General features: G+C 40.2%; 18 protein-coding genes and 1 pseudogene. 7 read left to right on the top strand and 12 right to left on the bottom strand.

Going from position 1 to position 23,323, the window contains the following annotated elements; genetic code table 11:
* Complete coding sequence (locus AC012T_RS01245) at positions 1-4,320, bottom strand: WD40 domain-containing protein (protein ID WP_487062522.1); 4,320 nt, start codon at positions 4,318-4,320, stop codon at positions 1-3.
* A 195-nt stretch (positions 4,321-4,515) separates the two neighbouring features.
* Entirely contained in the window at positions 4,516-5,025 is a 510-nt protein-coding gene (apcB, locus tag AC012T_RS01240) for an allophycocyanin subunit beta (protein ID WP_015212563.1), read from the bottom strand.
* Between the two features lie 362 nt (positions 5,026-5,387).
* Between apcB and glnA the strand changes: the two genes are divergently transcribed.
* Positions 5,388-6,803, top strand: coding sequence for a type I glutamate--ammonia ligase (glnA, locus tag AC012T_RS01235; protein ID WP_190556155.1), 1,416 nt, complete (start codon positions 5,388-5,390; stop codon positions 6,801-6,803).
* Between the two features lie 87 nt (positions 6,804-6,890).
* On the opposite strand, the gene gifA is transcribed toward glnA, so the two are convergent.
* Complete coding sequence (gifA, locus tag AC012T_RS01230; protein WP_015212565.1) at positions 6,891-7,091, bottom strand: glutamine synthetase inactivation factor IF7A; 201 nt, start codon at positions 7,089-7,091, stop codon at positions 6,891-6,893.
* Between the two features lie 369 nt (positions 7,092-7,460).
* Between gifA and AC012T_RS01225 the strand changes: the two genes are divergently transcribed.
* Positions 7,461-8,519, top strand: a complete 1,059-nt coding sequence (locus AC012T_RS01225) for a class I SAM-dependent methyltransferase (RefSeq protein WP_487062521.1) — start codon at positions 7,461-7,463, stop codon at positions 8,517-8,519.
* 702 nt (positions 8,520-9,221) lie between these two features.
* Here the strand turns inward: AC012T_RS01225 and patX are convergent.
* Together patX and AC012T_RS01215 are read right to left on the bottom strand one after the other, a co-directional pair.
* A complete protein-coding gene (gene patX, locus AC012T_RS01220) occupies positions 9,222-9,458 on the bottom strand; it encodes a heterocyst-inhibiting protein PatX (protein WP_015212567.1) in 237 nt (78 codons plus the stop codon).
* Positions 9,459-9,559: 101 nt separating this feature from the next.
* Positions 9,560-11,308: an FAD-dependent oxidoreductase gene (locus tag AC012T_RS01215; RefSeq protein WP_487062520.1), complete on the bottom strand. Its 1,749-nt coding sequence runs from the start codon at positions 11,306-11,308 to the stop codon at positions 9,560-9,562.
* 121 nt (positions 11,309-11,429) lie between these two features.
* Here AC012T_RS01215 and AC012T_RS01210 point away from each other — a divergent pair, with 121 nt between their 5' ends.
* A complete protein-coding gene (locus AC012T_RS01210; RefSeq protein WP_487062519.1) occupies positions 11,430-12,509 on the top strand; it encodes a protein kinase domain-containing protein in 1,080 nt (359 codons plus the stop codon).
* 742 nt (positions 12,510-13,251) lie between these two features.
* Positions 13,252-13,866 (top strand): GerMN domain-containing protein, encoded by a 615-nt coding sequence (locus AC012T_RS01205; RefSeq protein ID WP_487062518.1) that lies wholly within the window; start codon positions 13,252-13,254, stop codon positions 13,864-13,866.
* A 143-nt stretch (positions 13,867-14,009) separates the two neighbouring features.
* Here the strand turns inward: AC012T_RS01205 and AC012T_RS01200 are convergent.
* From AC012T_RS01200 to efp, 3 genes and pseudogenes are all read right to left on the bottom strand, one after another.
* Positions 14,010-14,381 (bottom strand): annotated as a pseudogene (locus tag AC012T_RS01200) (ArsR/SmtB family transcription factor).
* A gap of 58 nt (positions 14,382-14,439) precedes the next feature.
* Positions 14,440-14,964, bottom strand: coding sequence for an acetyl-CoA carboxylase biotin carboxyl carrier protein (gene accB / locus AC012T_RS01195; protein WP_487062517.1), 525 nt, complete (start codon positions 14,962-14,964; stop codon positions 14,440-14,442).
* Between the two features lie 185 nt (positions 14,965-15,149).
* Positions 15,150-15,707 (bottom strand): elongation factor P, encoded by a 558-nt coding sequence (efp, locus tag AC012T_RS01190; protein WP_015212530.1) that lies wholly within the window; start codon positions 15,705-15,707, stop codon positions 15,150-15,152.
* Between the two features lie 195 nt (positions 15,708-15,902).
* Here efp and AC012T_RS01185 point away from each other — a divergent pair, with 195 nt between their 5' ends.
* Complete coding sequence (locus AC012T_RS01185; protein WP_487062516.1) at positions 15,903-17,009, top strand: peptidylprolyl isomerase; 1,107 nt, start codon at positions 15,903-15,905, stop codon at positions 17,007-17,009.
* 108 nt (positions 17,010-17,117) lie between these two features.
* Here the strand turns inward: AC012T_RS01185 and AC012T_RS01180 are convergent, their stop codons facing one another.
* The gene (locus AC012T_RS01180; protein ID WP_487062515.1) at positions 17,118-17,753 is read right to left on the bottom strand and encodes a type I restriction endonuclease subunit R; all 636 of its coding nucleotides are present in this window, start codon (positions 17,751-17,753) and stop codon (positions 17,118-17,120) included.
* 65 nt (positions 17,754-17,818) lie between these two features.
* Positions 17,819-18,391: a Uma2 family endonuclease gene (locus tag AC012T_RS01175; RefSeq protein WP_487062514.1), complete on the bottom strand. Its 573-nt coding sequence runs from the start codon at positions 18,389-18,391 to the stop codon at positions 17,819-17,821.
* Between the two features lie 55 nt (positions 18,392-18,446).
* On the opposite strand from AC012T_RS01175, the gene thiL reads away from it, so the two are divergent.
* Positions 18,447-19,463 (top strand): thiamine-phosphate kinase, encoded by a 1,017-nt coding sequence (thiL, locus tag AC012T_RS01170; protein WP_487066388.1) that lies wholly within the window; start codon positions 18,447-18,449, stop codon positions 19,461-19,463.
* Positions 19,464-19,515: 52 nt separating this feature from the next.
* Here the strand turns inward: thiL and AC012T_RS01165 are convergent, their stop codons facing one another.
* Both AC012T_RS01165 and nadD read right to left on the bottom strand, forming a co-directional pair.
* Complete coding sequence (locus AC012T_RS01165; RefSeq protein ID WP_487062513.1) at positions 19,516-20,529, bottom strand: type I glyceraldehyde-3-phosphate dehydrogenase; 1,014 nt, start codon at positions 20,527-20,529, stop codon at positions 19,516-19,518.
* Between the two features lie 116 nt (positions 20,530-20,645).
* On the bottom strand, positions 20,646-21,317 hold the full coding sequence (nadD, locus tag AC012T_RS01160; protein ID WP_487062512.1) for a nicotinate (nicotinamide) nucleotide adenylyltransferase: 672 nt from the start codon (positions 21,315-21,317) through the stop codon (positions 20,646-20,648).
* A 468-nt stretch (positions 21,318-21,785) separates the two neighbouring features.
* Here nadD and murC point away from each other — a divergent pair, with 468 nt between their 5' ends.
* Complete coding sequence (murC, locus tag AC012T_RS01155; protein WP_487062511.1) at positions 21,786-23,252, top strand: UDP-N-acetylmuramate--L-alanine ligase; 1,467 nt, start codon at positions 21,786-21,788, stop codon at positions 23,250-23,252.
* Positions 23,253-23,323: the final 71 nt, after the last annotated feature.

Raw genomic sequence — 23,323 nt, 5'->3', positions numbered from 1 at the left:
CTATTCCACAGCCCCCAACGCCTTCAAAGTCAATATTTCCGCCTGGCTTAACCCCTTTACCCCCTGAATCTTCAATCCTGCATATAACTGATGGTTAAAGGTAGCGATACAGTCCCCAGTCTGCACATCCCACAGTTTCACCGTATTATCAAGACTACCACTAGCCAAGGTCAGACCATCTCCACTCCAGTCTACTGACATAACTATACTGCTATGACCCTCTAGGGTTCGCACACAGTCCCCAGTCTGCACATCCCACAGTTTCACCGTTTTATCATCACTACCACTAGCCAAGGTCAGACCATCTCCACTCCAGTCTACTGACATAACTATACTGCTATGACCCTCTAGGGTTCGCACACAGTCCCCAGTCTGCACATCCCACAGTTTCACCGTTTTATCATTACTACCACTAGCCAAGGTCAGACCATCTCTACTCCAGGCTACTGAATAAACCGAATTGCGATGACCCTCTAGCGATCGCACACAGTCCCCAGTCTGCACATCCCACAGTTTCACTGTTTTATCATTACTACCACTAGCCAAGGTCAGACCATCTCCACTCCAGGCTACTGAATAAACCGAATTGCGATGACCCTCTAGCGATCGCACACAGTCCCCAGAATGGACATCCCACAGTTTCACTGTTTTATCATTACTACCACTAGCCAAGGTCAGACCATCTCCACTCCAGGCTACTGAATAAACCGAATTGCGATGACCCTCTAGCGATCGCACACAGTCCCCAGAATGGACATCCCACAGTTTCACTGTTTTATCATTACTACCACTAGCCAAGGTCAGACCATCTCCACTCCAGGCTACTGAATTAATCCAATCGCTATGACCCTCTAGGGTTCGCACACAGTCCCCAGTCTGCACATCCCACAGTTTCACCGTTTTATCATCACTACCACTAGCCAAGGTCAGACCATCTCCACTCCAGGCTACTGACCTAACCGTACTCCTATGACCCTCTAGGGTTCGCACACAGTTCCCAGTCTGTACATCCCACAGTTTCACCGTTTCATCACCACTACCACTAGCCAAGGTCAGACCATCTCCACTCCAGGCTACTGACCTAACCGTACTCCTATGACCCTCTAGGGTTCGCACACAGTCCCCAGAATGGACATCCCACAGTTTCACTGTTTTATCATTACTACCACTAGCCAAGGTCAGACCATCTCTACTCCAGGCTACTGAATAAACCGAATTGCGATGACCCTCTAGCGATCGCACACAGTCCCCAGAATGGACATCCCACAGTTTCACTGTTTTATCATTACTACCACTAGCCAAGGTCAGACCATCTCCACTCCAGGCTACTGAATAAACCGAATTGCGATGACCCTCTAGCGATCGCACACAGTCCCCAGAATGGACATCCCACAGTTTCACTGTTTTATCATTACTACCACTAGCCAAGGTCAGACCATCTCCACTCCAGGCTACTGAATAAACCGAATTGCGATGACCCTCTAGCGATCGCACACAGTCCCCAGAATGGACATCCCACAGTTTCACTGTTTTATCATTACTACCACTAGCCAAGGTCAGACCATCTCCACTCCAGGCTACTGAGTTAACCGTACTCCTATGACCCTCTAGGGTTCGCACACAGTTCCCAGTCTGCACATCCCACAGTTTCACCGTTTTATCATCACTACCACTAGCCAAGGTCAGACCATCTCTACTCCAGGCTACTGAACTAACCGAATTGCTATGACCTAATAAGTTTAACAACTCCTTACCAGTAGTAGCATTCCATAGCCTGACCCTGCCATCATTTTCTCCTGTGGCCAGGACTTTGCCATCAGGACTAAAGGCAACGGTATAAACTGAAGTTAAGTTTGTAGCAAAGACCGACTCTTTTAAATTAGCGTTGGTGAGATTGACATTATATAAACTAGCTAAACCAAAATTCACACCAGATATTACTGTCTGACTCAAATCCTGTCTTTCTAAAGCCAACCGACTACCTTTCAGTAACAACTGCACCGCATTACTACCACAGTAACCTGCTACTGTTTCAGTTTTACCTTTGGTGGCTTTAACCTCTGCTAATAACCGTTGATTTGCCATTCTTGACAACATAGGAAACATCAAATCTAACACGGCTTTGGCTAACAGAGTTTTTCCAAAAGTTTGACTTAAATCTATTTTTCCTTGGTCGTAGGGAAGAACCTCCACAACTTCCTGAAAATCTGCTGCCAAAATGCCTAATTCTCGTCCCAATTTATAAGAAACAAAAAACTCCAATAATGACCGATGGGCAGGATAATAATCACCATCAGCATTTCTAATTAACATGGCTTGCCCCATCATGTCATAATGCCAATGATCTAAATCTTTTTGTTCTTCTACTGCTTTGCCAAAACAACGACGAATCTGGTCAGGAAATTCTTTATAATTCAAACTCATTCTATCTGTTGACAGCATTTCCCAGGATAATTCACACAGGAAATATAATTTATCTGCCATTGAGGTAAAAGTGCGGTCAGCTTTAATATCCCGTTCCATTTTATGCCGCACTGCATAAAGATAAACACGGGAAATATCCACAGGTTTACCAGCTTCAATATCCGGTAATGCTTCCATAATTAAATCAATCATTACCGGACGACGTGCCAAATCTAATAATTGTTGATTGTTAATTATATTTTGAACTGTTTCTGGTTTAGCTTTAAAACTGAGAACTTGTTGAATTTGTGCATCATCAAATTTTTCTAATTCTAAAATCTCAAATTGGGGTGGTTCTCCTGTTAAATTAGCAGTAGAAGCTTGTAATTCAGCATTTAACAGTCTCCTTCCTTCCAATGCTTCCGGGAAATGTTCAGTCCGACAAGTTAAAATTGCCTTTGTTCCCTCTGTTCCCACAACTTTTGCTAACTCCCAGAAATTATTAATCATCGCTTGACGGTCTACCCGTGCGGCCATTTCATCAAAGCCATCAAAAATTAATAATAATTTCCCCATGCGGTTAAGTTGTTCAAAGGCAGAATATCCCACTAAACCAATTTGATGTTTACGAAAAAAGAACTCAGAAAAAAGAGATTCAATACTCACCGCTTTGGCATAATCTCTTAAAGGAATCACTAAAGGAATACGCGGAATCGGTAAACCTTCTTTTTTAGCTTGACGATATTTTTGTAAAGCCAACCAAGCATAATGAAAAGCAAACCAAGTTTTACCTGTGCCAAATTCTCCTAAAACAGATAAATGTTCTTTTACTGGGTCAGCCAACCATTCATTAATATAACGCTCAATCCAACCATCTTCTTTACCGTAATGACTAATACCAATCCGCTGTTTAGTTTGGGGATTAATTTCTTCTTTGGTACAAGCTAAGGGAACATAATATTTATCAATTCCTCTGCTTTTAACTTCTGTTTCTAACCAATCAAAATAACCAGTAAAATCAGCATCAGCTTCAATTAATTCATCAAATGAATAACAAAAAATATGGCTATTTTCAGCTTTTTCAACTTCGGTTCTCGCTAATTTACTAACTCGACGTGGTGCAACAATCCAACCTTCATCAACTTTCTGAGTTTCTACAGCTTGTTTTACTGCATTAATATCATTAATTCCCGCTTCTGCTTCGACTCCGTGAATCAAAATCCGGTCATATCCTCGCCGTTTGGGAATATTAATAATCCATTCAAAATATTCTGGTTTTAAGATTTCGTAAGTTTCAAATTTATAACCCAGGGTTTGAAACCATTTTTTTAATTGTTTAGCTAATTCCGTTTCTCTGGTAATTTCCGCAGGTGGTAATAATTGCTGTTGACTTTGTAATAATTGGGTAATTTGTTTTTGAATTTCTGGTAAACTCAGTTGGTTAATTTTTTCTCGAACTTGATTTAAACTATTTTGTAAACTCTCTAATTTGTGTTCTTGTAAAATTTCTGTCGGTGTTCTAGCTCGTTTAGCAATTTCCACAAACAATCGAGCAAATTCTGCCAATTCTCGACGATAATCAATATTTTCATCTTTGATTCTATCGCCAATATTAGAACTTTGAATAAAGCCATCTAATGTTTGACTATTAAAACTTTTATTTTGACTAAATGCTTGCCGAAATTCTTCTTTAATTTCTTTTTCTTTAAATAACTCTAAAATAACTTTTTGTTTCCCAACTCCATACTCAATCAAAGTATAAACATAAACCCCATCAAAATCATTAGGTGGTTCATCTGATTTCAAGCCAAATTTATTTAAAATTCGCAATCTAGTTTCACTATGATCTAGTTGATCTAAAACTTTATCTGTTGCTTTTCCAATTAATGCTCCAATGACATCATCAATGATAAACATATAAAATTTTGTATAAAAGCATTGTGTGTTTTTAATTTTACACTCTAAGTACCTTTATCTGTCAACAAACTATTTTTTACATTAAAAAAAGTAAACGCACCTTGCTAATAAAGTCAAAGTGCGATATTAAAAATCAAGTCCGTCTTTACGGATTTGATTGTGTAGCTGCGATTTCCAATCGCCAAAATTCAGATATTAAATATCAATCTCACTCAACTCACGAGTGATATAGTCAAAAGGCTCATCCACAAAAGCAGTGTTAGCAATACCAGCAGCCGCTACTTGCTCCTTGACAAGACCCTTCATAATCTGGATACCTTGAACTGTAGAACCAATAGGTACGCCCAAAGAATTGTAAGTTTCCCGGAGTCCTTGCAACACCCGCTCATCAAGTACATTCATATTGCCAGCTACCAACGCATAAGTAGCATAGCGGAGGTAATAGTCCATATCCCGCAAACAAGCCGCAAACCGACGAGTTGTATAGGCATTACCACCAGGACGAATCAACTCTGGCAATTCTTCAAATAACTTAGCACCAGCCTGTTTAACAATAGCCGCTGCATTAGAATTAATTGCAGCAGCCGCTTGCACTCTTGCCGTACCAGTTTCAAAGTAAGACTTGAGGCTATCGATCGCATTCCGGTCAAAATAACGTCCGGTTACGTCATAATTCTTAATTAAAGTTGTAATTGCATCGCGCATTCTTTTTTCTCCCAATCATTAGCTATCTATGGTTTGATATTTATTTGGCTGCAATTATGCACCTGTAAACTTTTGTGCCATAAACAATAAATGCGGCACAAAAACTATCCATCCGCTATTTAAGGATTCTATGCCAAAGTTGACCCCTATGAGATGATATTTCCAGTTTTGTGCAGATGATGAAGAAAGGTTAATATAACCTGTAATCCAGATAATCTGTAACAAACACTACAAAACCACCTCAAGTCGAGTATTTACGATATTCCAGGTGGTGTGTCACAACTTGGGTTAGTTCGGCAGGGATAAGATGCTTTGGCAGATTCTGGTTTTACTTTAGAAAATTGGGTACAGAAGGAGTAACAATGACAACCCCAAAAGAAGTCTTGAAGATGATTCAAGACAAAAACATTCAGATGATTGATCTGAAATTCATCGACACACCAGGGACTTGGCAACATTTGACCATGTACCAGGATCAAATTGATGAAAGTTCATTCACTGATGGTGTTCCTTTCGACGGTTCCAGTATTCGGGGTTGGAAAGGCATCGAAGAATCAGACATGACAATGGTGCTAGATCCAAACACCGCTTGGATCGATCCATTCATGAAAGAGCCAACCCTAAGTATAATTTGTAGTATTAAGGAACCACGCACAGGCGAATGGTATAACCGTTGCCCTCGTGTTATTGCCCAAAAAGCAATAGACTATCTTGCTTCCACAGGACTTGGTGACACAGCATTCTTTGGACCAGAAGCAGAATTCTTCATCTTTGATGATGTCCGCTACGACCAAACCGCCAACTCTGGTTACTACTACGTAGATTCCGTAGAAGGTCGTTGGAACACTGGTAGAGAAGAAGGCCCCAACCTGGGTTACAAAACCCGCTTTAAAGAAGGTTACTTCCCCGTACCACCAACGGATAGCTTTCAAGATATGCGGACAGAAATGCTGCTAACTATGAAAGACTGTGGTGTACCCATTGAAAAACAACACCACGAAGTTGCTACAGGTGGTCAGTGTGAATTAGGTTTCCGCTTTGGTAAGTTAATCGAAGCTGCTGACTGGCTGATGACTTATAAATATGTCATCAAGAACGTTGCCAGAAAGTACGGTAAAACCGTCACCTTCATGCCAAAACCAATTTTTGGTGATAATGGTTCCGGTATGCACTGTCACCAATCTATTTGGAAAGGTGGACAACCTTTATTTGCCGGTGACAAGTATGCTGGCATGAGCGAAATGGGATTGTACTACATTGGTGGTATTCTTAAGCACGCTCCAGCATTGTTGGCAATCACCAACCCCACTACAAACTCCTACAAACGTTTAGTACCGGGTTATGAAGCACCAGTAAACTTGGCTTATTCCCAAGGCAACCGTTCTGCTTCTGTACGGATTCCCTTGTCTGGTAATAACCCCAAAGCCAAGCGGTTAGAGTTCCGTTGTCCAGATGCCACCTCTAACCCCTATTTAGCCTTTGCTGCCATGCTTTGCGCTGGTATTGATGGCATTAAGAACAAAATCCATCCTGGTGAACCCTTAGATAAGAATATCTATGAACTTTCTCCAGAAGAATTGGCGAAAATTCCTTCTACACCAGGTTCTTTAGAATTGGCATTAGAAGCACTCGAAAACGATCACGCTTTCTTAACAGAAACTGGTGTATTCTCAGAAGATTTCATCCAAAACTGGATTGACTACAAACTCGCTAACGAAGTTAAGCAAATGCAGTTACGTCCTCATCCTTACGAATTCTTCTTATATTACGATTGCTAATTGCAACGAGTAGTAAAGCAAATTTGCAAGCCACCCTTGAGGGTGGCTTTTTTTCAATCTGTTAGTTTAAGCATTCAAACAAAAGTCTTAGCTCATAGATGCGTGACTGCTACTATAAATTGTTTGTGTAGTAGGATCTATCTTCCCTTGAATGGGGTTCCAATAATGGGATAGTTCTTCAGGAAGACCGAGTTCTTGTGCAGCACGCATCAGCATTGATTGTTGACGGTTCTTAACTTGCTGATGTTGACGTACCATTAACGCACGAGATTTTTCTTGAATAGACATAACTACAGTCCTCACTATTTCTTACTAATAGAATTTTTTCCTTACCCATTTATAGTAACAGGATTTCTGTAGCGTATGCTACGGAATTGAAAATAATTTACAAAAATTTACACTTGAGCGATCGCTATACTTCTATAGGACTTATGCACAACACAACGAAAGTAGCGGTAATTCATGAATTACCGCTACGGAAGAATCAGCTTTTCGGTCACATCTTGCGTAAGTCCTGTTCTACTTGCTGTATGTAATATCGTGGATCAATCCAAGAATTATACGTAGTTGAAGACGAGTATTTATTTCCAAAAAGCTTTATTCTTGATGGTGATTCCAATACAATAATTGACGGTAATAAAGTTTAATCTATTGTTTATGTCAGACACCTTAACCAAGCTGACCTATCAGACTTTTCAACAAGGAAAGAATTACTTCAGCTTTGCTCATAAAATTTTAACTTCACAATTAAGAAACTTAGTGCATCCCACACTAGCGCAAACGAGCCAACTTATACCTCAAGAGGTAATACCCAAACTGCGAAACAGATTAAATCAGCTACTAGAAACTGACTGGCAGGATGCAGAAAAAGGAATATATCCGACTAGTGTATTATTTGATAATCCTTGGGAAGATTTTTTCCGCTATTATCCATTAATTTGGCTAGATTTACCCCTAATCTGGGAACGATCCATAAAAAATAGCCAACAAGACTTTTCACCAGAAATAGATAAAGACAGTTATCCTAGTTACTATTTGCAGAATTTTCATCATCAAACTGATGGTTATTTGAGTAACCTATCAGCCAATTTATATGACTTACAGGTGGAACTTTTGTTTGGGGGTTCAGCTGATGCCATGCGACGACGTATTCTCGCCCCGCTGAAAAGCGGTTTGGCAAAATTTCAGTTTCTGTCGCCAAAACAAATCCGAATTCTAGATGTAGCTTGTGGTACTGGGCGGACTCTGAAGATGATACGCGCAGCTTGTCCTCAAGTTTCTTTATATGGTACAGATTTGTCGCCAGCTTATTTACGTAAATCTAATGAGCTATTGTCTCTAGATCCGTTGGAATTACCACAACTTTTACAGGCAAATGCTGAAAAATTGCCTTATTTAGATGATTATTTTCATGTGGTAACTTCTGTGTTTCTTTTTCATGAGTTACCTAATACTGTGCGTCAATCAATTATAGAACAATGCTTTCGGGTGTTAAAACCAGGTGGAATCTTGATTATATGTGACTCCATTCAGAAGAGTGATTCACCTGAATTGACTCAGGTGATGGATAACTTTCCGAAAATGTTCCATGAACCTTACTACAGAGATTACACTACTGATGACTTAGTAGAGCGTTTAAAGAAAGCGGACTTTGAAAACATCGACACAGAAGTCCACTTTCTCAGTAAGTATTTTATTGCACATAAACCAGTTTAAGGTAACGCAGAAGTACTCATCTGGTTTAGGCTAATGACCATTGACAGTCCTTGACACCGCTGTAGATTTTAGATTTTGGGTTCTGGATTAACTGTTTTATGGATCTCCAAAAATTCTCAATATTCCTACTGGATATCACACCGACCTTGACGGGTTAACCACAAGAAGTACAATTCTATTCTCTTCCTGCTTTTCGGCCTCCCTAATATATAGACGGCTAATACAAAACAGCAGCAGTTGAGGAAAACTAGTCGAGTACGTATATGAGTTACTAAGTCATACCATTTTAGATTTTGGATTCTCAAAGAGTTATGGATCAACTTTTTAGAATATCCATTGATCACAATCTTTGTTCTTGATTGGTATCACTAATACAAGCTAAGTTTTCCACAATTACTGGATGTTTTGAGGGAATACTAAATGATCGCTCAGTTGTGCAGTTGTGTAGTGCTTTAACTGTCTATGTCTTTAGTCAGAGGTGATGAAATCTGGAACGATGAATGAGTTATGTAGTGCTTTAACTGTCTATGTCTTTGGTCGAAGAAGATAAAATTTGGAACGATGGATAAGCTATGAAATGCTTTAACTGTCTATGTTTCGGTTCGACAAGTTGTGTCAAGGATCTTAAACACCCAGTTCGCAGGTAATTTGATTCCTTTGCTGGCAACGAATTCTCCTACAAGCGGTCTGAAGCTAGGGTTGCTAAACAACTGAATGGATATTTCTGAAATATTCCATTGATTCTCTACGTCCACTACCACGATGAGGGGCTGGCTGTTCTGGTTGGTTAGGCCCTGGTTTGGGATTATCAGCCAGTAGCTGTTGTGAACCAGAACCAGCAAGCAGGAGGTAGGAAAGACGAGTAAGCATCGCTTCGCCGTTAAAAGCTAAGGAGCCGAATACCAGACTCGATACTAAAAGTGAAATGGCAGCACGCATAGTAGATGTCTATTTTAGAACTCTCTACTTCACTGATACTTAACATTTGTATGATGATCCGGACAATTTATCAAAAAGTATTGTATGTGACTGCAAAAAAATTAATTTGATACTTCGTCGATATATTCGACAAGTAGCCAGTGACCAGATGAATTTTGATATCCCCAGACGGTAAGCTTTTGTTGCTGAGGAAGGGCTTGCAGTTGCTTGTCAATATGCGATCGCAATGTCACAATTTGCCAAGTTATATGTGAAAATTCGATGGGATTAATAATACTAAATCTATAATCTTGTTGGTCTAGGCGATTAAAAATGCCCATGAAACAATCAAGATTCGAGTAATCATACTGATTAACCAATAAACAAGGACAATTACCACTGGAGGGATAAGTTTCTGGGTTGTCCAAATAATGAATTTGCCAGTCTAACCACTCTGGATGATTGGTTGTTACGTTAAATAAAGGAACAATTGCTGTCGGACATTGCTCATCAGTTAATAAAGCTGTTTGCAATTTCCTGACCGGCAAATCCCTGGGCTGACATTCTAGCTCACAACATAGAGCAGCTGCCATACCCGCAGCTTGACCAATGCCCATTACTACAGGCTGTAGTCTGGTTGCCCCATTTGCTATGTGAGACACAGAAATATTCTTTTCACAGACCAGCAAACCATCTGTAGACTTAGGAATTAGACAACGGTAGGGAATAGTAAAGGGTGTTCCAGTCCAACGTCCCCCCCAGCGAATAGATTTAGGTTGTAGTGAGAACTTAACACCAGGGTAATGGTGATCATTGGCGTAGTTACCAATAGCAACTGCATCATCAAATTTTGCTGCAACGTTACCACCTGCTAATGGCAGAATATTCTGCTCACAGACAGTAATCAATCCCTCTAAACGACGACTTTCGCGGTAGTAGGGATGCAGCGCAAAAGCTGGAGAAAGACTAGGAAAAACTCCTTCTGCTAAACCGTAGCGTCTACCAAGCTGAGTTTGAATGAAATGGGCAAAGTTTTGACTATGCCAGAAACATTCTTGCTCAAACTCACGTCTTGTCATTTCTGACTTTATCAAACGATCAGCCTTTTGACCGTAGTCATTGCCACAAATAGGCCAATTAATCATAAATCGACCTTCTGGCAATCTTCCATAATTCAAAAACTTCTCAGCGCCATAATCTGACCAAGCACCTGTAAACAAAGAAGGGTCATAATTAGGAGCAGCAGGAATTTCTGGGGCGATACTTTCACCAAAATCTTGCATCACCACCACCCAAGTTGGTGATTGTACCGGATACTTTGCAGTGAGAGCATCAGGGACAATAGGGGCGCTAGGTTCTCCCCAGTCTGACTGCAATTCCCAACCCCAACGGTAAGGTACTTCCCCTAAAGCCAATAAATCACCTAATTCCGTACCATCAAGAATAATTTTGGCATTCACGGTGAAGTCTGCAAAGCGTACACCTGTAATACAGTCTCCCTGACGCAAAACCTCTAAAGGCACTTTTCCCGAAATCCAATGTAAATTCGGTAATTCTTTCACCCAGTCTGCAAAAATTTCTGCACCTATACGCGGATCATAGCTAAAAAAGCTCACCCAACTATTATCTAGTCCTCCTGGTTGTCGTTGGCGTAATTCTTGGATAAATGCTCCCCATAATCCTGTGTGGAAAGATTGTAATTCATTGCCATCTGGTGCAGATACGCCAGCAGATGTTAACATTCCGCCTAACCAGGTAAATTCACTTACGAGGATAGTTTTAGCGCCCCTGCGTGCTGCTTGGATAGCCGCAGCAGTTCCACCGGTTCCCCCTCCGACTACTAAGACATCAGTTGTATAAATTTCATTCATATCAATCAATATTAAGTAAAAGGCAATTTATAATACAACAAACTTGAGAATCTTCTCAAAATTGTAGGTTGAGTTAAGCAACAGCACAACCTAAAAACCAATAAAAACTTTAACAATAAATATGAATAACATTTTACCCATTGGTGCTATTCTCCGAGATCGTTATCAAATCATAGATATTTTATCTACTAAAACCGGATTTGGTATTACCTATAAAGTTAAAGATAGAAATCATCCTAACCAAAGAATTTTAGTCTTAAAACAACTTAAAAAACCGACACCTGCAAGTTTAAAGATTGAGCATTTACCCCTAGCAGAACAACAAGAAAAAATAAATCAAGTTTGGGCTAACTATTTACGACTTTTTACCAAAGAAACTCAAGCATTAGCTAAACTAGGAGAAACATATAATCAAATTCCTACTATTCATGAACGGTTTACAGAATTGAGAGAAGAATTTTATGCACAAGAATATATGGAAGGACATTCTTTAAATGCGGAAATTCAACAGGGAAAGAAATTATCAGAAGATAAAGTTAAATCTTTATTGACGGAAATTTTAGAAATTGTTGAATATATCCAAGACATCAAAAACAACAAAGATTATGCAGTCATTCATCGAGATATCAAACCAGAAAATATTATTCGCAGAAGTGAAGATCATAAATTAGTTATTATTGATTTTGGTTTGGTCAAAGAAATAACATTCGTAGGGATAAAACTTGCATCAATTTTAGGAGGGACACCGGGATATATTGCACCCGAAATTTTATTAGGATTCGTATCTTTTGCAAGTGATATTTATTCAATCGGAATGATTGGTGTTTTTGCAATCACAGGAGAAGATCCTTCTTTTACACCTAACTTAGCTAAAAATTGGCAAACAAAAGCAAATGTTAGCTCTGAATTTGCTGATTTTTTAAATAAAATGATTTATGAAGATTATACAAAACGGTTTCAAAATGCTCAGGAAGTGTTAACAGAATTAACAACAAATAAAACACTACTAAAACCACCCACACCACCAAAACCCTCTATTCCCTGGCAATTAATTATTAGTGGAATTTCAGGAATTATCGTAATTATTGGTGTAGTCATAGCTGTAACGACTATATTTACAAAATCTGATGAGCAATTAATAGCTGATGGTAAAGAAAAATGGCTCTTCGGTACTTGTTATGCAAAATATGAGTTTATTTAAGCCATAGCCTTTATCAATAAAGAGTTTCACCGTTTTCATGGCAAATTTAATGTAAATTACCTAAATTCGCCTTGAATTCTTGTATTGCAAGGGTTAAAGGATTTTAAAAAATTTATTTAGCATAGTAAGTACCGAAGAACCATAATATTTATTATTTTGGGTTTTCATCATCCCATAAATAATCATGCAATTCAAATGGCTTTTAAAACCTTTTACAAATGATATGAAGTATGTCTCTATTGTGTCCAAATTCCTGGGATTTCAGGAAATTGTCTTTGAGGACTTGTTTAATATATTAAACGAATAGATTCAAGTTATCAGGGAGGGTATGCAGATGTATAGATAATTCATACCTATGGATCTTAAATTTCACTATTAATGAGGATGCAGGGTATTAAAGATCTTCCTGTATACTCTCTTAATATCAGTATTTCAAGAAACGATTATATTTACATCAAGGTTCTGGTGACGGACTGGGAGTGTGAACCTAAAATTAAAGATGAAATAAAGTTACTATGGGTGCAGGATTACAAATTGCTGAAATAGCCTAATCAAGAGGATTTATAATCTAAAGTCCTAAATCCAAAATTGGTATTGAGATAGGCAGAATTACAAACAGCAGTATTCTGACAAGTTCAGGCATCTATTGATTTTAAGAAACCTCCACGCATCCCCATCGTCTTTAACCAGGCTGCTCCTCTTACAAACACTATTTCAGCCCTCTGTTAAGCAGGTTTTATATATGAATGACCAACAAAGAACTAACCGTAATATTTCTTCAGGTGTGATAGCAGCTGTCTCAGCTGCGGTTGTGGCGGTAAGTGGTGGTGTAGCTTGGATTACTTCTCAAACTCCTAATACTCCCACACCAGTAAACCCCTCTCAAAGCATCAGACAGCCACAACAGCCATTGACTACGCAGCCAGCTAATGAACAGACTGCTAGTATATATTGGCTCAGATCTAAAGAAACGGGTGTGGAGTTGGTTCCGCAACCTCTCAAAATTGCGGCTGCACAACCAAACCAAGTTTTGGAAAAGGCTTTCCAGGCTTTACTATCGGGTCCAAGTGAAGGTACAGATTCCACAACTATTCCTCAAGGAACTCAATTGCTGGGAATGAAAGTGGAAAATAATGAAGTCCATGTGAATTTATCAGAAAATTTTACCAGTGGTGGTGGCAGTACTTCAATGATGGGTCGTGTTGGTCAGGTTGTCTATACTGCGACAACTTTAAATCCTGATGCTAAAGTGTACATTGATGTCAATGGTAAGCCTTTGGAAGTTTTAGGTGGTGAAGGTGTGGAAATAGAACAGCCACTAACTCGTAAAAACTTTAACCAAAATTATCCGCTTTAGCAAATAATCAATGGTCAGTGGTCGATTTAGCAAAAAATAAACTAATGACTAATGACCAATGACCAATGACTAACTTTTATTTAGTACCCTGAAGCTGCGGGCTTGTGGTTCTAGCCTGGTGGCCGATCGCTTGGCTCCTTTCTCTACGTTCGCGGAGCGTGTCGTAGACAGGGGCTACGCGGAGCCTCTGGTTGGCATAGCTTGCTTCCCTGGTGGGGTACGCCACAGGTATTGCAAACCCGGTTACACAAATCAAAAATCATTTCGTCTTCTACCCGGTAGTAAGCGCAAGTTCCTTCACTGCGGCGGTTAAGGATTCCGGCTTGCCACATTACTTTCAGGTGCTTTGATATGTTTACCTGAGATGTTTGTGTTGCCTCTACCAACTTTTGCACACATTTTTCTTCATCCTATGGCAAGTGTAATAGCCGCAGATGCATCGGCTCACTTAATAGGCTGAAGTATTCAGCGACTTGTTGCACTACTTCTGATGGTACAGGCAACGTTTGTTTCATCAGGATTAACCCGCAAGTATTTAGAGCTTTAACAATGACTCATTTTATAGATTCATACTTAATCAGGGTTAATTCGCATCAAAGGTTGACCATATTCAACCGGTTCACCATTCTGTACCAAAATTTCCATCACCTGTCCAGAAACTTCGGCTTCAATTTCGTTCATTAGCTTCATGGCTTCGATGATACAGACTGATTGACCGCTACGGACGCGATCGCCTACTTCCACAAATGCCGCTTCACCAGGCGCAGGTGCGCGATAAAATGTTCCCACCATAGGGGACTGCACTTCTACCAATCTGGCTGAGGGCGTATTCACTGACAGCGGTGATTGCGCCCCAGCTACAGAATTATCACGACTTGTCGCGGCTTCTGGTAGGGTTGTGGGTGCTATTTGGTTAACTGATGTCAATCCTGAACCTACCACACCGCCTAAGGTCGCCTGACCTACGGATAGAACATGATTGCTGACACCTTTCCGTACTGTTAGCTCAAAGTCATCGCTTTTGAGCGTTACTTCGGCAATATCCGTTTGTGCAATAGTTGCCAGTAGTTGGCGGATTTCATTAAAGTCTAATGGCACAGTTTTTTTTACCTCGACCTAACCATAAACGAGAATCTTAAGTGTGGCAGGGATTTAATCCCTATATAAACAAGGGATTGAAATCGTTATTACCAATTTTGGATTTTGGATTTTGGATTGTAATTGCAAAAATTATTACCCATGACCCAATCATTATCCCAACTTGGTCTCAGGAGAGATAAAAATTATTCCCTACCCAAGTATTTATCTTCCCTGGTATCAATTTTAATCCGTTCTCCTTGAGTAATAAACAAGGGAACCATGACAGTTGCACCAGTTTCGACAATTGCAGGCTTAGTACCACCAGTAGCAGTATCACCTTTAACACCAGGATCTGTTTGGACAATTTCCAGAACTACAGAATTAGGTAGTTCTACTTCTAGCACTTGTTCGCCCCAACGAATAACGTTGACTTCCATACCTTCTTTGAGGTATTTTACGCGATCGCCAATTTCCGCTACAGTTAATCTACCTTCTTCGTAGGTTTCCATATCCATAAAGACTAACTCTTCGCCTTCTTTATAGGTATGCTGCATCGTAATTTTTTCCAGAGTAGCTTGTGGCAAAGATTCCCCAGCCCGGAAAGTTTTTTCGAGTACTTTCCCACTCTGGACATTTCTTAGTGTTGTTCGCACAAAGGCAGAACCTTTGCCCGGTTTAACGTGAAGAAAATCTATCACTCGCCATACAGACCCGTCTAGGACAATTGAGACACCGGGTCGAAAGTCGTTACTAGAGATCATGAAACTTTCAATTTTTGGAAGACAATCGGCATTTATTGTACCCTTCAAGGGTCGTAATTTGTCAGTTGTTATTCGTCTTTAGCTTCAGGACTCAGCACTCAAAAATCAGTACTCAGTACTCAGGACTGTTACTGTGGGAAGATAATTGATGTGTTACTTCCAGTCAAAAATTTGATGCTGCATTTGAGAAATTCCATGTTTAACTTCATAAAGTCCGGGCTGAAGCACAGCCTAAAAGCAATACTGCTTGTAACAATAGTTTTAGGACTAAGCACAGCTGGGTGGACTCCCTCTAGTTACGCTGCCCTACCAGCGGGGAATGCGATTACCGACGGCAAAGCTTTGTTAAGGTATGCACTCCCAATTGATAACAAACCAGTACGCAAACTGCAAGCTAGTTTAGAGGATATTTCCAACCAACTGCGAGCAAATAAGCGATGGGGTGCGATCGCTAACGACCTCAAACAAGCATCACGGATTCTCGATCAATCCTCCCAAATCTTAGCAAGCGTTCCCGAAGAACGCCAACCCCAAGCAGAAGCTTGGATTACTGAGTTAAAATCTGGTGTCACAGAACTGCAAGAAGTAGTCAAAACTAAACAGAAAGACCCTATTCTGCAAGGAAGAGCCAAATTACTCAATCTAGTTAGCTTGCTGGAAGAGTCTATGGTGAAGGAATTCCCCTTTGAAGTTCCTGCTGAATACAGTAATTTACCCCAACTCAAAGGTCGCGCTACCATCGCCTTCAAAACTAACAAAGGCGACCTTACCGTAGTTGTAGATGGTTATAGCGCTCCTGTAACTGCTGGTAATTTTGTCGATTTGGTACAACGGGGTTTTTATAACGGTTTAGAATTCACCCGTTCAGAAGAGTCTTATGTACTACAAACTGGAGATCCAGCCGGTAAAGAAGTCGGTTTTATTGATCCCAAAACTGGCAAATATCGCGCGGTTCCCTTAGAAATTTTGGTTGAAGGCGAAAAAGAACCAACTTATGGCATTACTCTCGAAGATGCTGGACGTTATCTAGATATGCCAGTATTACCTTTTTCTTCCTTTGGTGCATTAGCAATGGCACGTCCTGAAGGTGACGTAAATGGTGCTTCTTCTCAAGTTTTCTTTTTCCTCTTTGAACCAGAACTTACCCCCGCAGGACGCAATCTTTTAGATGGTCGCTATACTGTGTTTGGCTATCTGATAGAAGGTAAAGAGATTTTAGATAAACTCAACGCAGATGACAAAATTGAATCTGCAACCGTTATTCAAGGAATTGAAAATTTAGTTCAACCAAAAGCAGCTTAATTAATTGTTTTTCGTAGTTGGTGCTTTATCGCTAAAGTGCCAACTACAAACAAAACCTAAATTCCCAAACATTAATTTACCTAAAAATTGTTTTAAAATGCAGATAAATTAAACGACCACAGCTTGTCCTAATCTCTTAAGAATTTGCAAAACTTCTGCTAATTCATGTCGTCGGGGAAACAGGGAAAATGTGCGTGATACGTCATATTCAGGTTTGTCTGTGATAGCTAGTTTTATAAATATAAACTCATCGCCATTTGTAGCCATACCAAATACAGATTTATCTCGGTGGGGAGTACTTAACATATAGGCTAATAATTGCGGTATTGCTGTAACAACTGGAATGCTATTTCGTTTAGATTCAACCACAAAAATCCAAAGGTTTTCTTGCACAACTAGGACATCAATAAAACCGCGAATTGTTTCTTCTGGTTCTTCAATTTCTAAACTTATGCCATAAGGTGAGCGAATTCGGTAAGGTGAATCTAGAAAACCTGCAATTTCCAAAAGTGGCGAAACTACTAAAAGATTAATTGTACCTTCTAATAATAAACCATCAACACGATGATAATCATAACGCTGTTTAATGCGAGTAACACCTGATTGTTCTTGCAGACTGAGTTGAGGTAAGTCTGTCAACCATTCGTTAAAAAAGTTTTCATCTTCTGCTTGATGTAAGTTACAACGAGTTTGTAAATCACTCAAGCTTTTAATAGTGTCTGTGATGCCAACAGTAGAAACCATTTATTTGCTGTTACCTTTAAAGAAATCTCAAATTTGTAGGGTAGCTAACCCGCTATTTACATTGACTATCCCAAATTGCCTGCATTGAATACCTGCTCAACTGTAATATTCAATTCGGGAAAAGTTCGCGATATAATTTTTTGATTAGCAGTAAATACCGTATCTTCATATAATCCTTCTTCTAGGAATAATACAGAAATTTTAGATTCTAAAGGATCTACAATCCAATATTCAGAAACTCCTAAAGCTCCATATTCCGACCGTTTATAGCGATAATCACTTTTTATAGATTCTGGACTAACTACCTCTATAATTAATATTGATGCTGACTCAAATATAGCAGAAGCATTTTTTAATTCTTTCGCGTCTTCTACTGTCACCACACACAAGTCACTCAACCGCGATTTATTTCTACTCGTTCTCACTCCAGTTTCCCGAAAACACAACCAAAGTAAACTCAACCGCTGAATTTGATCATCTAGATTTGTTTCGAGAAATTTGCAAATCAAAAAATGTTCAATCGTGGGTGGATTCATAATTTCTAGCTGTCCATCAACCAGTTCATACTTAAAACCAGTTCCATCTTCATATTTTAAGTATTCTTCAAAAGTGATACCTTTTAGTTGTATGCTGACCATCTTGATTAACCCCTAGATGATATTTTTATCCTAACGTGTAAGTGAAAGACAGATGGTGAATAGTGATTTATCTTCTCTACAAGTAAAAGATATTGGTGAACAAGGTCTTTTAGAAAGATTGCAACGTTTCTGTCCTCCAGATGTAATTGGAGATGATGCGGCTGTTTTGGAAACTTTGCCAAATCAATCTTTGGTAGTTACAACAGATATGCTGGTTGATGGTGTGCATTTTAGTGATGTTACCACTTCCCCCGAAGATGCAGGTTGGCGGGCTGCGGCGGCAAATTTATCAGATTTAGCAGCTATGGGCGCTTTTCCCTTGGGTGTCACCGTTGGACTGGGTTTACCTGGAGATTTAGCTGTGAATTGGGTGGAAAGACTCTATCAGGGCATGACAGAATGCTTGCAAAAGTATAATGTGCCTATAGTTGGTGGTGACATTGTGCGATCGCCCATCACCACTTTAGCAATTACTGCCTTTGGTCAAGTTAACCCCAATTTTATGATCCGTCGTTCTGCGGCACAAGTTGGATATGCGATCGTCGTTACAGGTATTCACGGAGCCTCCCGTGCAGGCTTAGAAATACTTTTACACCCCGAAATAGCACAAAGTTTAAAAACAGAAGAAAAGGCAGCTTTAATCAAAGCACATCAGCGTCCAAATCCCCGTTTAGATGTCCTTCCCATCCTCCAGGAAATCCTAAAATCTCCCTGCCCTATTCCTGTTGCCGGTATGGATAGCAGTGACGGTTTAGCAGATGCTGTATTACAAATCTGCCGCGCCAGTCAAGTAGGCGCAATTATAGAACACAAACGAATTCCCATGCTATCAACTTTAAACCAGTGGGTAACAGCAGAACAAGGGCTAAAATATGCTTTATACGGTGGCGAAGATTTTGAATTAGTCCTCTGCTTACCACCAGAACCTGCATTAGCATTAGTCCAACAACTAGGCGCAGGTGCAGCAATTATAGGTTCAATTACGCCAGGCTTAACAGTCATATTGCAGTATGAAAACGAAAAAATCCCCGACCAAGTTCTGAGTCTCAGTCAGGGATTTCAACATTTTTAGTTATTAGTCGTTAGTATTTAGACAACTGACGACTGACAACTGACAAGTTAAATTAAACCCATTTTTCAGCTACTAATTCAGCCAAGTCTAGAACTCGTTGGCTATAGCCCCACTCATTGTCATACCAAGCCATAACTTTGATCATGTCATTGCCCATAACAATAGTTAAATTGGCATCAACAATAGAAGACTCATTAGCACCTTGGTAATCAGATGATACTAAAAGTAGTTCACTGTAGCCTAAAATGCCTTTGAGTGAACCTTCAGAAGCATCTTTAAAAGCTTGGTTAACTTCTTCAGCAATAGTGCGCTTCTCTACCTGAACCACAAAATCCACCATCGAAACGTTGGGGGTAGGTACACGCAAAGCTGAACCATTTAACTTACCCTTGAGGTCAGGAAGTACCAAAGCCACTGCTTTAGCCGCACCGGTTGAGGTGGGGACAATATTGATGGCTGCTGCTCTAGCCCGACGCAAATCACGATGAGAAGCATCTAGTAACCGCTGGTCCCCAGTGTAACTGTGGGTGGTGGTCATGGTGCCTTTGATGATACCAAATTTTTCATTTAGTACCTTGGCAATAGGAGCCAAACAGTTAGTGGTACAGCTGGCATTACTGATGATGTTGTGTTTGTTGTGGTCATAATCAAGATGATTTACTCCCATAACAAAAGTGCCATCCTCATTTTTACCAGGTGCGGTAATGAGAACCTTTTTAGCACCTGCATTGACGTGCCTCATGGCCCCTTCTTTGCTGGTAAAAACGCCGGTTGATTCGATAATCAGATCAATCCCCCACTCTTTCCAGGGCAAGTTATCTGGGTTGCGATCAGATACACACTTAATCGTATGACCGTTAACGGTGATGGAATTATCATCGGCCGTAATGTCCGCATTTTGTAACTTCCCTAGCATCGAGTCATATCTGAGCAGGTGAGCATTGGTTCTAGGGTCAGAGGTGTCATTGATAGCGACAAGTTCAATTTGGCTATTTTCTCTACCTACCCAGCAGCGTGCGAAGTTCCGTCCAATGCGCCCGAAACCGTTGATTGCAACTCTAATCACAGTGTCTTGCCCTCTGTATTTATGCCTATAAGTTGATATCGTTGACCCCAATCATATCGCAAAGGGGGGGAGTGTTTATAACCATAAAGTGTTGAATCTAAAAAAAAACACAGAATTTATTCAGAATTGTTGGAGTAAAGGTTGTGGTTGGTGATGTAATAGCTGACCGACTCCGGGACTAAACCATGAATTGAATGGCTGACGCGACAAAATTCCCGGATTATACTTGACGAAACTCTTACTAAAGGTGTATTCAGTAATTGCCAGTGAATGATGTGCGATCGCTCTGCTCGTCCGAGGTATCTTGTCAGCACTAACTTTTCAGTTTGTGCTTTCAGTTCTTGTTCCACTTGCTTGCAGATTGACTCACTTTGAGCTATAGTCTCACCACCTAGCAGTCGGGGTGCGATTAACCAATCACACATTTGTGCTAGTTCGTGTCCAAGATACCAACGGGGTAAAGTTTGGAAAGCATCCAAACCAATAATCCAGTACCAATGAGTATTTGGATAGCAATTAGATAAATCAATCAGGGTGTTGATAGCATAAGAAGTCCCAGTGCGTTCTCCCTCAATTAGTGAGACGGTAAACACTGGGTTGTTTGCCATAGCTAGTTGCAGCATTGCTACTCGATGCTCAAACAAAGCTGCTTGTTTATGAGGAGGATTTCTTGAGGGCACCCAAATCACCTGTTCTAGGTGTAATTGAGCCAGAGCTATTTCAGCTACAAGCAGGTGTCCCCAATGAATTGGGTCAAATGTGCCACCAAAAATTGCTAGTCGCTGCATCAAGTTTAGGGATTGGGGGATGGTCTTAGGGACATATAAAAGTGATCAACTGACCTTTCTACCCGGACTAATACTTTGAGTCCAGGGAATTCTTGCTGCAATCAATTGAATTCAGTTGAATAATATTTTCACTGCCAATGTACTATTGTAGTCAATTCACCCTGAGCCTTGAGGTAATTTCAAATCAGGAGCTAATTCCAGTAAGGTACTCAATAATATGTATTTAACATTACCAGATTTTTTTCCCGATGTAGTCTTAATTTTCAGAATAATCATAAGAAGATATCAGAAATATAAAAATCTCTCATGAGGGTAATATCTTTCTGAACAAGCAAAACAAAGTAAAAAATTAATCCCTCATACGGCTATGAAAATCTTACAGAAGCCGTATCTGTAAAAATCAAAATCCTGTTATGATACGCGTGTCATTTGTGATGATTATGTGGTGTGGTGTCAGAGGAACAAAAGATGAGTAATTCTATAGATTTTAACGGTAGACCATTTCATTTCATTGGAATTGGCGGCATAGGAATGTCTGCCTTAGCTTATGTTTTAGCAAAGCGTCAATTACCAGTCTCTGGTTCTGACCTGCGTCCTAACCAAATTACTCGCAAGTTAGAATCTCTTGGCGCTCACATTTTTAGTAGACAAGAAGCAAGCAATCTTGAATTCTTTCGTCCCCAAGAATTAACTAATGAAGTATCATTAAATTCACAAAAACAATTACTTGCTGACCATACCATTTTGCCACAAGTAATTTGTTCAACAGCTATCAACGCCAGTAATTTGGAATACAAAGCAGCCCTAGAATTGGGTTGCCCAATTTTACATCGTTCGGATGTCCTAGCAGCCCTGATTGCTGATTACCACAGCATTGCTGTGGCAGGAACTCACGGCAAAACAACCACTAGTAGCATGATTGGTTATATGCTACTACAAGCTGGTCTTGACCCAACAATTTTGGTAGGTGGTGAAGTCAACGCTTGGGAAGGAAATGCTCGATTAGGCGCAAGTCAGTATTTGGTAGCTGAAGCGGATGAATCAGATGGTTCTTTGGTGAAACACTCACCAGAGATTGGGATCATCACCAATATTGAACTCGATCACCCCGACCACTACGACACATTAGAGGAAGTAATTGATACTTTCCAACAATTCGCTCAAGGTTGCAAAATCCTCATAGGTAGCATTGATTGTGAAACAGTGCGCGATAGATTGAAACCAACAATCAGCTATAGTCTACATCCAGATACCAATGCTGACTATACCGTTACCAACATTGACTACCGCGCTGATGGTACTACTGCACTCGTTTGGGAAAAAGGTAAAGCCATAGGTGTCTTGAATTTGCAACTTTTGAGTCGGCATAATCTTAGCAATGCTCTAGCCGCAGTAGCGGTGGGACGCTCACTAGGTTTAGAATTTGGTGAAATTGCCAAAGGCATTGCCACCTTTGAAGGTGCAAGACGGCGCTTTGAATTCCGGGGCGAAGCAGCCGGAATTACCTTTATTGATGACTATGCCCATCACCCCAGCGAGATTCGTGCTACTCTTGCCGCAGCACGTCTCCAGGCTAGACCAGGACAAAGAGTAGTTGCCATATTCCAACCACATCGTTATAGTCGTACACTTACTTTTTTAGAAGAATTTGCCGAATCCTTTACCCATGCTGATGTAGTAGTCCTGACTGACATTTACAGTGCAGGTGAACCTGATTTAGGACAGATTAGTGGTGAACAACTGGCCGCAGAAATTGCCAAGCAACACCAGCAGGTGATTTATCAACCAACCTTATCCTCAGTGTGCGAATCCTTATTGTTAACTCTGCGACCGGGTGACTTGGCATTATTTTTGGGTGCAGGTAATTTAAATCAAGCAATTCCTGAAATCATTGCCACTCTCCGTGAACCAGCTACAGTTACAGCTACATCATAAGTAGAGCAAACTTGCTAGGTTTTGTTTTGTAAGTCAATTCTCAATCTAGCAATAGGTTCATTAGTTAAATT

It is taken from the genome of Anabaena sp. EIM26 (assembly GCF_057568715.1).
This window is presented reverse-complemented; position numbering and strand designations above follow the sequence as displayed.